This is a genomic window from Streptomyces sp. NPDC002690, assembly GCF_053592415.1.
Genome location: NZ_JBSFVR010000033.1, coordinates 1 through 15,079, shown reverse-complemented (window position 1 = coordinate 15,079; position 15,079 = coordinate 1). Strand labels below are relative to the sequence as shown.

Here is a 15,079-nt window from a genome sequence, read left to right as displayed (position 1 = left end):
GACGTGGGCCCCGGTGTCTACGGCGGCTACGCGGCGCTCTTCAGCGACACCGGGGCGTCCCACGAGACCGGCGCCCTCAGCCAGACGGCGACGGCGGACGTCAACGCGGTCATCAGCAGCCCCCATGTGCTGGTGAGCGCGAACGTCAGCCATGAGATCGCCGCCTACGTGAACGCGGACGGCCTGTTCCGACCGGTCCACGGTCTGGCGACCCTGCACCGCACCCCCTGGGCGGGACGGCGCGTCACCGTCCCCTCCGGCTGGTACGGCCACATCTCCGAGAAGACGGCCCACCGCCTGGGCTACCTGCAGGACGGCCTGGCCGTACCGCTTTACGACGAGGAGCCGTGGCAACCGCTGCTCCCGGGCGAGGCCCTGGGCACCTATCCCGTCAACAGCCTCGACGTGACCGGGGTGGTCAGCGTCTTCGACGGCCTGCTGCGTTCGGCCGGTGTCAGCAGGGCCAGCCGGGAACGCGTCCGCGGTCTGGTCAGCGCCCGGGCGCTGCGCTCCCTGCGGGAACAGATGTCCACCACGGGCGCGCGGGCGCGGACCCGCACCAGCGCGCGATGGATGCGCCTGGAGCTGGTGGGTGACACGGGGACGGTCACGATCCGGCTGAGGCCCCGGGACACGGGGTTCGACGGGCTCGGGCACGGCACGGTCCTCAAGGACACCCGGCACTCCACCCGGTCCAAGGAGAGGGCGACGGGCAAGACCAGGACGTCGACGGTCGCCGCGCTCGTCTCCTCCTACGTACGCACCGGCCACGAGGGCTTCCGGGCCGCCGGCCCGAGTCTGACCGAGCAGGGGACCGGCGCGCGGCAGAGCGCGACCAGCAGGACGTCCGCCCGCTACACCAGCAACACCGTCTTCACCGAGGAACCGCACACCGACCAGCGGACGGAGTTCGAGCTCCAGCTCTCCTACCAGCCCGCGAACGGCACCGAACCGGTCACACACTCCGGACCGGTCGGCCCCATCCGCGCACACGTACCGATGAGCCTGAGCGTGCCGGTCACGTCGGTTCCGGCCGGCCCCGACGACCCTCTCGGCGTCCCGCGGCTGCCGGTTCTGGAAGAGGAGGTCACGCTCTGGCACTCCGGAGACGTCACACCGTCGAACGTCGCCCGGTGGCGCCGCGACCTGCCCGGTGGACAGCCGTTCACCTACCCCGCCATCGGTTACGCCCCTCGGCGGGTGCTCGGTCTGGACACCCTGCGGGAGGCCGCGGAGCTGGGGCTCTCCCGTGCCTACGGCACGAACCTCGGCCTCCCCCAAGGCCGGACGCTCGACGGCGACGACCTGGCCGGGCCGCTCGCGGAGGCACACGCGAAGGGGCTGATCAGGACGGGCACGAAGTCTTCGTCGGCGCTCCACGAGGGCTTGAGCAACACGAGTCTCACCGGCTTCTACGCGGACACCACCCAGGACAGCGGGTACCACGTGCCCGGCCTGCGGGACGGCGCGCTGTTCGGCGGAATCACGGGCACCTACCAGCTCTTCTCGCGCCCCGACTTCACCGACACCCAGCTCTTCGCGGTGGCTCCCACGCTCGTCATGGAGAGCGCGGCCAGGAACACCGAAGGCGGCGACTACTCACTCAGCGTCAACAACACCCAGCAGTGGATCCTTTCCGGCGGCGCGAATGTCAGCACCGCGGACACCGGGCGGCAACGGCCCGTGTTCTCCCCGGCGGACACCGCGGGCAGCGAGGGCGAGGCCGCCAAGCAGGTCGATGCCAACGCCTCTCAGGTCACCCTCAAACCCACGGTCGGCCGGGGGTTCCTGTTCCGGGTGCGTACCGACTGGCTCGCCGTGGCCGACGTCCGGCACCAGATCAAGGACAGCGCCGTCGCACGGTGGTTCCACGACCGGATGGGACCCTACGGCTACGTCAAGCCGGGCCCCCAAGCCGTCGAGACCCGGGGCGACGTCCTCGTCTGGATGACGGAGGAGATCGCACGCCAGTACGGACTCGTCACGGACGAGAACTTCCCTTCGCAGGTCGCCGACGCCTGGAACGCCGTCAAGAAGGCGGGCAACGCGTTCCAGGACGCCGACAAGGCTTACTGGTCCCGGCGCCGCGGGATGCGTTCGTCCCTGGAGCCGCTCGCCGCCGCCCGCAAGGCGAGCGAGGAGTCGTACGACAGGGCCAAGAGGGAACTGGACCTCGTCAGCCACATCGACGGCGAGGGCTCGATGAGGGCGATCGTCCCCAGGCGCTTGGCACGCCTGGCCCAGGAGGACTTGCTCCGGGTGCGGGCGGAGCAGGACGAGGCCGTGGCCCCCCTGCTTCCCTGGCACCGGGCCGCGCACGAGGCCGCCTCCGAGTACCACCGGGTGCGGCTCGCCGCCGACCGGCTCACCCGCTGGTACCGGCTGCCGCGCGAGGACACGGCACAGGGCGCCGACGCGCCCAGGCAGGGCGTCGCCAAGCCGCCCGAGGTCGTCTTCCGCGCACCCGATCCCGTCGAGCCCGTGGTGACGCAGCCCGCACCCGACCTCTTCGGGGAGTCCACCGACCCCGACGGCACACAGACTCTGACCGCACCACCCACCGTCGGTGGCCGGCCCTGGACCGGTGCCGGACACTACTCCGTGCACGAGACCCCGTACGGCGACGACAGCTTCTTCCACGCCTTCGCCCGGACGCTCCCGCACGCCGGACACCCGGAACTCTTCGGTGAACTGCCGGACGAGCGGCTGCCGGAGGCGATCGAGGAGATACGGTCGTTCCTCGCCGACGCGCTGGACACGGGCGGCCACCCCGAACTGGTCGACCGCCTCGACACCGAGTCCTTCGGTGTCGTCACGCGGGACGAGATCGAGCAGGCCGGCATCGTTTTCCCGGAGCGTTCGCCGGAGCACCTGGAGTTCACCGAGACCGGGCGGCTTCCCCTGCACCACCGGCTCGCCTCCGAGGAACGCGCCCGTCTGGCCGCCGTACTGCTGCGCCGAGCCGGTTCCCGGCCGGACGACGTGGCCTGGCAGGCGACCGCGGCCGACCTGCTTCCCCCTCTCGCGGCCAAGGCGTTCGACCTGCGGGTCACCGTGGTGGGAGCCGGCGGGACCTTCCAGGAGCACGGCACGGCCGGCACCGGGACGGACGCGGGCACCTCCGTCCCCACCCCGGCCGCCGACCGGCCGCACGTCGTCCTGCGGCGGACAGGCGGTCACTACCGTTTCGCCCTGCCGACCGGCGCCGAACCGTCCACCCGGACACCCTCTCCGGCCCCCGCCGAGGCCACGTCGGCGGCGGCCACGGCACCCTCGGCCGGCAACGACGTCGAGCCCGAACACACCCAGGGCCCGCAGGACGCGACGGACGCCACCCCCGACCCGTCCGCGGAGCCGCCCTCCCCGCGGCCCGGTCCGGTACTGGGCCTGGTCCACGCCGTGGCTCCGTGGAACCTTCGGCCGCAGGACGGGAGCGGCTTCACGCTCCGGGACGACCGCCTGACCGGTCCTGACGGCATCGAGTACGTGCTGCGCGAGCCGCAGGGGGACGGGAACGGCTTCTGGTCCGCCCTCGGGGCGAGGTTCCCGTCGCGGGACATCGATCCGGTCAACCGGGTCCTCGGCCAGAGCCTGCCCGAGGACGCCGTACTCGACCCCGACACGTCCTTCCCGCACGACGTCCTGCTGTGGGCGGGGGTCGACTCGACCCCCGAGACGCGCGAGAGCGCCCCGTCCGGCCGCGTACCCGGCCGGCTGACCGACGATCAAATGGAGCGGTACCGGGCCGACGGTGGACGTCTGCCCGACGACGTCGTGCTCAGCCCGCGCCGACGACGTGACCTGATCAAGGCTCAGATCTTCCTGGCCAACCGCTGGGACAGGGCCACCGAGTCCACCGCCGCAAAGGTAGCCGCCAACAGCTTCGCCGCGGAGATCGTGATCGTCGGAGAAGACGGCCTGCACGAGAGCTACCTGCCGACCGGCCCGGTGTCCGCGGGCACGGTCACCCTCTACCGGCGCGGTACGGAGTACCTCCTGGCCTCTCCCGAGCCTTCGCCCGCCGTGGACGACGAGACCGCCCCCCCGTCCGATCCGGTGCGCGATCCGGAGCCCGGCCCGGCGCCCGATCCCGCGCCCGACCCGGCACCCGCGCCCGACCCGGCCCCGGACCTCGCGTCCGGCCCGGCGCCGGACGGCGGCCTCACACAGGCGCTCGTCGAGCGGCTCGCCTCCTCCGCCCTCATGGACCTGACCGTCGTACGGGAGGACCTCGCCGGCCTGTCGTACGACCGGTCCCTCGACCTCACCTGGGAGCTCGCCCCCCGGTCCGCGGTGCCCGTCCGGGACACCGGCCTGTCCCCCCAGGACCAGGCCCGGCTCCTGCTGACCCAACCCCACCTCGACCCGGACCTGGCGGCCGACGTACGGGACGCCCTCGCCCCGCTGGACGACACCTTCGGACCGGCGGTGGACGTCAGACGGGTCAAGGACGAAGAGCGGGACGTCACGGGCGACCTGCGCCTGAACCCGCTCTGGTACCGGCTGGAGGACTTCCGGCCCGCCCTCCTCGAACGCTCGCGGGGCATCTGGCTCTACGTGGTGGGGGAGGACGGCGAGATCCACATCGGCAGCGAGGACCCGGCCTCGATCGCCGAGCCCGGAGAACTGGGCGAGTTGCTCGACGGCATGCGGCGGGTCGACGAAACCCTGACCATGGACGAGCTCAAGCGTGCTCTCGGCGACCAGGGCGTCCCCACCGTCGCGGCGGGATTCGGCGGCGGCGGCGGCGCACGACTCAGCCGGGGCAGGATCAGCGGCGAGCTTAAGTACAACGCCCGCGCGGAGCGCTGGGAGATCGACGCCTCCAGCCGGTACATGGGGCCCAAGGAACGCCCGGGCGCGGACCTCGCGCAGGTGGGCCAGTGGCTGCGCGCCGCCGCGGAACGCATGACCGCGGTGCTGGACACCCCCATCGCCCCCCTCGCACCCGACCACCACCGGGTTGACCCGGACGCGCACGTGGCCGGAACCGGAACAGCCGAGGACGACCGCGCCTTCGGACCCCTGGCAGGTCCGAAGCGGGTCAAGGACGTCGAGCGCGACGACCAGGGCGACGTACGGCTGAACCCGCTCTGGTACCGGCTGGAGGACTTCCGGCCCGCGCTCCTGGAACGCGGCGGCCAGTGGCACTACGCCGTCGACGAGGACGGCCACATCATGATCGGCAGCGAGCATCCGGCGAGCGTCATGGAGGAGGCGGAACTGGAACTGCTCCTTCAGACGATGCGGACGAGCGAGGCCAACGCCGGCTTGACCATGGAGGAACTCAAGCGGGCGATCGACGGCGCTGGACACACCACGATCGCCACCGGTTTCACCGACAGCGGGACGACACTGACCCGCCCGGCGCGGATCGCGGGCGAACTCACCTTCGACCAGGTCGCGTCCCGCTGGGAGATCAACGACAAGTCCGGCCGTTACATGAGCCCCAAACTCAGGCCCGGACTCAAGCCGGAGGAAGCGCACACCTGGCTGACGAACGTTGCCGAACGGATGGGCGACGCCTTCGGGGTGGACATCACTCCGGTCCTCCACAAGACCTCGGGGGCGACCGGTACCGCCACCGACCCGGCGCCGACCGCCCCGCTGCCCGAGTCCGCGCGGGAACCTGTCACGGAGACCTCCGCGGTCCCGGAGACCACGACCGCCACGGAGACCCCCGCGGTCGAGCACAGCACGACCGTCACGGAGGACGCCGACGCGTGGTCGGCCGTCCTCGACGAGGACGCGCGCGGTTTCGCACCGGACCTCGACGGACGGCCCCACCACTTCCCCGCGACGCGCGCCGCGGCCTGGCAGCGCTATGTCGCGTCCTACGAACGGGACGCGGAGGTACGGGCCCTGCGGCGCCGACGCCGGATCGAGACGGCCAGGGGTGTCCCGGCCTCCGATTCCGACGCCGGGACCAAGGACGCCATAGCGCACAGCGCCGCACGGATGCGTCTCTCCATGGACGAGGCCGCGCTGCGCGAATGGGGGCACACCGACCCCGAGGGCCTGGTCGTGCGGTACCGGACGCATGCGGCTGCCGCAGCCACGCTCGCGCAGACCGGCCCCGAGGTTTCCACCGCCGATCCCGACAGGCGGCTGTACGACATCCCTGAAGAGGGTCCCGAGACCGGGGATACGGAGCTCGGGTCGGACGCGGACACCTCCGCCGCAGGCGTGCGCGGTGCCGCGGTCGCGCCGGGCCCCGACCGGCCGGGCGGGCTCGGGCGCCGGGGTGCCCGGCAGCCCAGGCGTCCCGCCGCCCTGCGCATTTCCGGTCCGACGGACGTGCCGCCCGGCGCCACCACCGACTATGTGGTGAACGGGACGGACCCGGCTTCCGAGCCCGTCTTCCGGCACGTCACGCCGCTCACCCTGGCCGACACCGCGGCCGTGGGCGACGGGCAGCACGAGGGGAGCGACACCCGGGCGCCGCGCCTGACCGGCATTCAGCAGGCCCCGGCCGCCGCGTCCCACCCTCCACTCCACCTCTCCGGCGACGGCACGCTCGCCGTCAGCACCGCGAACGAGAGCCAGGAGGCGTTCATCAGCCGGGCCGCCTTCGAACGGTCGCGGAAGCTGCTCCGGGCCGCAGGAGGCGCCGTACGGCTCACTCTGGACGAGACGGTCTCCCTCACCGTCCAGCACGACGGAACCGCACACACCCTGTACCGGGTCCGCCCCGACTTCCTGGAGGACCCCACCGACGTCTGCCGTGACCTGGCCGGTCAGGTGCTGGGCGGGACACCGGACCACCTGGTGTTCCGCGGACCGGACGGGCACACCGCGCTCGGCCCCATGAACGCCGTGGACGGGCTGAAGGTCAGTGAACTGCACCGCTTGGCGGACGCCACCGTCGGGCTCGGGGACGGCCTGACCAGCGCCGGCGCGGTGCCCGACACCTTCTGGGCGGCGGGCAAGGCGCGCGGACGGGGGCCGCGCGCCACCACCCGTACGTCGGCGCAGTCTCCGGCGTTGCCGTCCACCCCGCTGCCGGGCCGGCGCTACGGTGCACTGCTGAGCGAAGCGCCCCGCATGCTGGAGAGGACCACGCACCGGGTCGGCATCAATCAGGACGCCTGGCCGGCCGTGGGGGAGGGCTACCTCACGCAGTCCATCGGTTCGCAGGACGAACACGGTGAGTTCGTCCTGGAGGACCACACCGACGCCTTCCACCCGATCGAGAACCCCTTCGGCTACCACTACGCCGCCGTGGTGCTCGCCAGCGAGGACGGGTCCTCCCACGTCACCCTGGAGAACTACGCGCGACGGGGCTCCACGCAGCGCGCCGTGCGGGAGGCCGTCGAGCGGAACCTCCAGTCGCACGGCGACCGTCTGGAGGAGATGCGGACGGCGTACGCGTCGGAGGCCGGCTCGGCGGCGGAACCGCGTGCCCGGGCGACGGCGGAGGCCGCCGTCCGCGCCCTCGACGCGCTCGTCGCCCTGCGGGCGGCACGGACGGCCGCGGCGTCGGAGGCGGGTGGCGCGGTGATCGCGGACCCGGCCCGGGCGACGCGGGCGGAGCAGGCCGCCATGGGTGCGCTGACCCGCTTCTCCGGGCTGAACGGGCTGCGGACGCCCGGCGACCTGTGGCACATGCGGTTCGTCAGAAGGTGGGGCAACCAGACCTTCCACGACCAGATGGCGGGTCTGCGCGAGCACGAGAGGCCGGGCATCGTCGTCAACCCGCTCACGGCAGTGGTCGTGGGTGGCCACAGCGTGCCGCAAGGGCTCGGCAACCGGTTCACCTTCGACGAGCGGGCGACCGAGCTCACGGCCGACGACGCGCCCAAGCTCGCCTCCCTCGCCGACCGGGTGGCCCGCGTCGGCCTCTGGAACCACCGCAACGGCCTCCCGCTGCCCCGCACCGTCGTGTCGGCCGGTGGCAACGGACGCCAGGACGGGCTCTCCGCGTCCCTGAACCGGGACGACCGGGCGCGGCGCACCGGCGCGCGGCGGGTGGCGGCGGTCCGCGCCGCGTTCCTCACGAAGCTGGACGCCGCTCTGGCCCACCTAGGGGAGGACACCGAATCCGCAGGCCGCCTGACGGCGGACCAGTTCGACGTGCGGAGCGAGAACCGGGGGCGGTCGCTCCCGCAGACCACGGCGGCGCGACCCGGGACCGCGCCCGACGTCCGCGAGCTGCGTCGCCAGGCGGTGTTCGGCATCGAGACGCATCCCCCCGGAGAGCGCCCGGCGCCCGTGTACGCCGACACCTGGCAGTACCTCGCCCAGGGCTCACCCCTCATAGCCTCGATCCTCGACCGGTCGCCCCTCGGTCCGCCGACCCCGGTATCGGGGCAGGGATTCGGCCCGTTGCCGCTGACCCCTTCGTCCGCCGGACCGAGCACCCCGTCGAGCGCGCGTCTCGTGACCGGGACACTCACCGTGCCGCCGACCCGGAACCGGCCTCTGAGCGCGCCCCCGGGCATCGACACGACACGCCTGATCAGCGACGTCCGGGCAGCCGAAGCCGGTGTGCGCACGCCGACCGACGGTGATATACCGCCGATCGTGGGGACTGGGCGCCCTGACGGAGGGCCGTCGGCTGCGGTTCCGTCCGAGCGTGGCCCATGGGGGCCCGGTCCGTCGAGGTGGGTCACCGTGCCGCCGGTTGAGCGGGACGAGATCGCTGAGAACGACGAGCCCGTGTCACAGGCCGACGAAGTGGAGGAGGACGCCGCGGGGAGGCCGGACGCGGCAACGGCCAGAGCCCTTCGGATACTGGCAGAGCACGACGTGCACCTGCGGGTGGCGATCGGCACCGACGTCGACACCGTCACCTTCCGTGAGACGCAGGCCCGCTGGGTCGAACAGGTCGCCGCCGCTCTCGGGACCGGCACGTCGACCGACGGTGTCCGGGGCGAACCGGCCGCTCACGAGGTGGCGGACGCCATCGCTCGGGAGCGCGCGGAGCTTGCCGCCACCGATCCGAGATTCGCTGAAATCACCGGTCTTCGCGCGGGGATGCCGCCGCGGCGTGCACGGCGGGAAGGCGAGCCCGACAGCATGAGTACCCCGCCGTCCTCCCTCTCGTCCGATTTCCTGTCGCGCTGGCTTCGGGAGTCCGCGGATCTGCGGCGCTCGCCCGGTACGGGCAGGGACGCGGAGGTCGCCGGCCCTCGGATCGGCCCGGACATTTTCGACGTAAGGAGCGTCCCGGCGACGCCCGGTTTTCTCCAGGGCACGGATTTCGCCACCATCAAAAGTGAACAGCGGGCGGATTTCTTTGAGATGGTCAACCTGCTTCGGCCGTACACTCCGACAGCCTCCCAGATGCGCAGCCTGCGATCGTCCTCGGCAGGTGTGATGTCGTCGGGAACCCTTGTCCAGGCGGGTTCCAGGCTGGGTTTGAAGAGGCAGAAGATCCCGCTGATCCACCACAGCGTATGGCTCGGTGGGGCGTTGCGCGGCGATGGTCCCACGGGGGAGTTCCGGAAAAATCTGGAATTGGCAAAGCGGCGTAATCCTCATTCGGCGGTGATTCTCTGGACGAATGTTCCGCGTAGTGATTTTGAACGCGCCCGTAATTCTCCTCCCGGTGCAGTGGAACCCGAATCCATAGTCGCAGTGAGGGATATGGCTGATTGGGCGGCCCGTCATGGAATCGTTCTTGTCAATGTGGATGAGATATTTTCGAAAGATCATCCGATGAAGTTGCAGAACGTTTACAAGGTGGAAGAGGCGAAGGGAATCGGGCTGGGATACGCCGCTGCCAGTGACATTCTCCGTATTGAGATTCTCCGCCGTTTCGGCGGCCTCTATTCCGATCCGGACAACAAAGTGGCCGGTGATCTCTCCGAAGAGGTCCGTCGAGTTGCTTCCGGGCGCGCAGGATTCGCTTTCGCTCAGCTTGACGGTCGTTTCTCCAACGGGGCGATAATTTCCACCTCGCACAACGGAATCCTTGATCATTACAGCGAGATAATTCTTCAGAACTACACGCGGACCCCTTACGAGAACTTGCTCTTCTCGGCCAATCCGCTTGGTCCGGAAAGTGTCGATGCCGCACGCAGTCCCCGCCTGATGGGTAGCGACCGAGATTCTCTTCGCGCCGAGGTACTGCACCGCACGGGACCCAGCAGAGGTATCATCAAGCAGCTCGTGGCGGCGGCGGGGGTAGAGCGCGACGCATTTCCGGAGATCGCTTCGGGTGCCTTCGGGATCGAGTCCGCAAATTCGTGGCTGCCAATTTCTGGCCAGAAGGGCGGTGCCACGCCTGTCGACCCGCCGAGGCTCAGTGTCGAGGAATCATTTACGGCGGCACGCTCGGTGGCTGCTTCCCTCGTAAGCGATCTGTACAACCAGCCAGGTAATCTGAACTTGATTAAATATGCCCCCCTCGTGGCCCGCACCGCGAATCCCGATGCGGTGTGGGACGCGATTTTGACGACTCTTGCCGATATTCCGGAAATTCGGCGGAGCGTCACCTCGGTCACTTACCAGATTTCTGAGGCCGGGAGCACGTTCGACCGTGTCGAACTGCCGTCGGTCGCGCGCAGCCGCATCGCGATTCTGCCGAAAACACCGCAGGAGCACGGTCATCTGGGGACCGACGTCGAGCCCGCCCAGCTGGTCGCCCCGCCCGGACCGGGCTCTGCGGCCGGGCGTCCGGACAAGGGCAAGGGCCGGGCCGAAGCCGGACCGGACGGGACGTCACCGCGGACGACGTCCGTGGCGCAGGGCCCGGCCTCGCGGAACAGGGCGCGCTCCTCGCACCAGCCCGACACGGTCGAGGAGTTCGCCGGGCCGGAGGACGCCTTCGCACCGCTCACGGCCGAGACCGTGCCGGACGACTGGGAAAGTGTCCTGGAGCAGGAGAACGCGGTTCTCCTCACCGGTTCGGCCACTCTGGAGATGGTGGAACCCGAGGGCGACAGGGACTCCCTCGTCCTCGTGCGCCGGGAACAGGACCGGCCTGCCCCACTGAGGTTCTCGCAGGACCTGACGCTCGCGGTCGGTCTGGACGGGGCGTTCCAGTCCGCCTACGCGACCGCCGAGGCGGTCCGGCGGAGCAACGACGCGCTGGCGGCGGCGGGCAGCGACGTCCGGCTCCGGATGGAGGAGGAGCACTTCACCGACGTGCCGCAGGTCACCGGGGGCGACGCCGTACGGCTGTACCGGGTCACGCCGGTGCTGCCCGGCCCTCCCGCCGCCGATGCCCATGAGCTGACCGCACAGGTGCTCGGCGGGCGGCCGGACCGGCTCGTCTTCCGCGACCGGAACGGCGACACCGCGATCACCGCCGTCCCCGCGACCGGCGGGCAGGCCGGGGCCCGCCGACTGGTGTCGGACCTGCTCGACGCGCTCGACCACGGCAGGCACGTGCGGTCCTACCCGGACGCGCTCTGGGCCTCGGAGGCGGCCGACGAGGCGAACGACCGCGCGGTATCGGGGGACACCGATGAGCTCGGCCGCCGGTACGCCTCTCACCTCCGTGAGAACCGCCTGGCCACCACCGGGCTGATCGACGGCATCGGAGGGAACGCGGGCGCCGTGGCCAGGGTGGGCGAGGGCTACGTGACGCACTCCCTCACCGAGCCGGACTCGCCGTACTACGCCGCCGTCGTCCTCGCCAGTGAAGACGGCCGCCATCAGGTGACGCTGGAGACCGGTCCGGGTGCCGACGAGCGCAGGCGACTCATGGTCCGGGCGATCCACCGCAACCTGGGGCGCTTCCCGGCACAACGCCTGACACAGTGGCTGTCGAGCGCCGCTTCACGCGACCCCGATGCCATGTCCCCCGATGAGGCCGCGGTCTTCGAGGCGGAGATGGACGCCGTCGCGCATCTGATCGCACTTCGTTCCGTACTCGACTCGGTGAGGACGGACGGAGGAACCGCGGACACCCGTGCCGAAGCAGCCGCACGCAAGGCGGCGCTGCGCTCGGAGTCGGAGGCGGTGGAGGCCCTGGAGGTCCTCTTCCGCCGCCTCGGGCTGCCGGAGGAGTCGGAACGCTGGCGCCTGCGCCTCGTCGGACCGGACGACGGCGAGACCTTCCACGACCTCGCCACCCGGGAACGTGGAACGCCCGCCACCTTCACCTCCGTGGTGGCCGGAGCCCCCAACAGGGCCGTCGGAGCGCCGGTTCCGTTCGTCATCGGCGACGGCGATCCGGCGAGCCTCGCCGCCTTCGTCGAACAGGCGGTCGGAACGGTCCCTCACGTGCCGAGCACCTCCGCGGGCCGGCACCACCACGAGCACGCGACGTTCGGCGCCGAGCCGCTCCGGAACGTCAGGCGCAATCTCGACCTCTGGCTCCGGCTGGGCGCCACGGAGAGCCGACGGGTGGCCGATCCGTCCGGTATGGGCGACAGCGCCGCCGCACGAGCGTTCCGTGCCCGGACGGACCGCATCGCGCAGGCACGGGCGCGTGCCGAGGAACAGGCAACCGCCCATGTGGCCGACACCTTCCTGGACAGCCCTTCCACACATCTGGTGCAAGCCGTCAGGGCCCGCAGGGCCTGGGCCGACGAACTGCGTCTGGCCGCGTCGCACCCCGCCGACTCCGCGTACGGGCAGGAGGTCATGGCGCGCCTCGCCGACGTCCTGGACGAGCACGTGAGGGACATCGCCGACGAGCTGGGGCATCGCGACGGGGCGGCGTCCGGGGAGAGGGACCCCCGGGCGCGGTGGATTCTGGACCTGGCCGGCGACGACATCGAAGGGGCGGCCCAGCGCATGCGAGCCGTCGCCTGGGCACTGGGACAGCTGGCGCGCCCGACCAGGAGCGGTGACCCGGAAGGGTACGACTCCGACGGGTACGACTCCGAGGGATACGACTCGGACGGATACGACTCCGGCCGCTCCGACTCGGACAGTGACGACTCGGACGACGACGGCCCCGGCAGCGGGGACTCCGTCGGCTTCGACTCGGGCTCGGACGGAAGCAGTTCGGGCGCGAGCCGCGCCGACGACCCGGAGCCGGGTCCGCGGGAGCACGAACGAGTCCGCGGCGAAGTGCTGAAGGCGCTGCACGTGCTCTTCGCGCTGTCCGAGAGACGCGTCTCCTGGGAGGAGGCACCGCAGGACCTACGGCTGGAGATGATCGCGGCCGAGTTGTCCACGCAGGAGCTCATGCTCGCCATGAAGGAAGCGGCGCTGCACCGACTGACCCATCTCGACCGTCAGTGGGGCACCAGCTACCGCTTCGACGGGGCAGGCGGGCCCGGTTTGCTGTCCGCCGTGCACGAACACCTGACCTCACGGTCCATGACGCTGGTGACGAACGTCGCGAGTGCCGACTTCCGGGCGCTCCTGTCGGACGGGGGCGCGCAGCCGGGTGACACGCTCGGGGTGCCCATGGACCCGGGAACGCCGGGTGCGGAGCGGCTCAGGGCGGTTCCGGCCGCACTGGTGTCGGCGGACCGACAGAGCGCGGGAGGCGCGCCCCACACCGGCTACGCGATCCACTGGAAACACGGCGTGCGCAGGGACGCCCTGTACACCCCGGTCCCGGGACACCCGCGCGGCGTCGACGGCGACGACGTCCCGAAGGACTTCCGCGCCGCGTCCACCCTGTCGTCGCTGCACGCACTGCTCGCCCGGGGAGACGAGGCCGCCGTACGACTGGCCCTGGCGGAGGCGACCGGCTACGCGCACGACCAGGAGTTGCTGCGTGAGCACCGGAGCCGTCGCCGTGCCACGTCCGCCCACTTCGGCGCGCTGCTGCCGGAGGGGCTGACCTGGCAGGACGTGGACCACGTGACGTTCCTCCACTGGGACGACGCCACACGGGAAGAGGCCGAACAGCTGATCTCCCGTCTGCCCGGCTTCGCCCGGGTGATCGGCCGTGACCTGCCCGCCGCGGGTGCGGAGACGGCTCCTCCCCTCGTCTCCCGGGGCACGCCGGAGCCGGTGCGTGCGCTGGTGACGACGGGGGACGGCACCGTGGCGCTCGACTACGTTCCGGTGACGAGGCGTCCATCGGACGCGCTGCGGGATCTGGTGGCCGACAGGGTGTTCGTCACGGACCGGTCCGCGCGGGGCCCGCTGTCGGTTGGTGACAGCCCGAGCGAGGCACCGTGGACGGCGTCCCTGGCCCAGGGCGAGCACCCCCTGTTCGTACGGGCGGAACCGGGCACCGCGATCGAGCACACCCTCGTGCAGTTCGACAACGGGGTCACGCGCGACCTGTCCGCCCAGGACTTCGCCGCCAGGGTGGCGGCCGATCTCCCCCCGGACGCCGCACCCGGACCCCTGGTTCTGCTCGTTCCCCACGGTGGTGCGGGACACCTGGGCATGCCGAGGCTGCTCGCGGCGAGGACCGGCAGGCACGTGTGGGCGTTCACCGCGGATCTGGAGGTCATGCCCCACTCCGGGGGACGGGCCGAGGCGGTGACCGTCTTCTCGGGCAGCACGGCGGCGGGCGAGGGTGTGTGGGTGCTCAGCACCCCGGACGACCTGCGGCGTGGCGCGGCGCGGGATTTCGCTTCCGACGTGGTCATCACCACCGCAGGACGCGTCGTCCCCGACGCGTTCCTGCTGACGAGGTCCATTCCGGACGCCCGCACGTCACGGCCCACCGGACGGTCGGCGCACACGAGGGAGTTCGACGACGTCGAGCAGCAGTACCAGACGGCCTTCGCCGCGCAGACCGGGTTCCACACGCTCTCCCGGACCGGAGAGCCGCGTGGAGAGGCGCGCGAGCTGCCGTGGACCGAGGAGAGCGGCGGAAACTACTTCTGGGACAGCCACGCGGACACAGGCGAATTCGAAGTCAACGTGCACGGCGAGGGCATGGACACCCTGGACCACGCCGAGTTGAGCACGTATCTGCGCCGACGGACCAGCCTCGGTTCCATGAACGTGGTGCTCGTCGCCTGTGACGCCGGCAAGCAGAAGTCCGACGGCTCGACCCTGGCTCAGAAGGTCGCCGACAGCCTCGGCAACAAGGTGTTCGCCGGCAACTCCAAGGCACATGGTGTGAGCGGCCTCAGGGAGAGGTCCGACGGCGTCACTGCGGAATGGCTCACCTTCTCCCCGCGTGCGGAGGCCGACCGGTCGACGCCCGAGGAGCCGTCGTCGACGGGGCGGCCCGCCTCAGGGCGCCCGGTGCCGGGCCGCCCCG

1 protein-coding gene (cut by a window edge) is annotated in these 15,079 nt (G+C 71.4%); it reads left to right on the top strand.

Translation table 11 applies throughout. The features are described 5' to 3' along the window. The coding region annotated (locus ACWD3D_RS07425) for a WXG100-like domain-containing protein (protein WP_451459961.1) crosses the window boundary (this coding region is incomplete at its 3' end): on the top strand, positions 1 to 15,079 show 15,079 of its 29,755 nt. Its footprint begins 14,676 nt before the window's first position.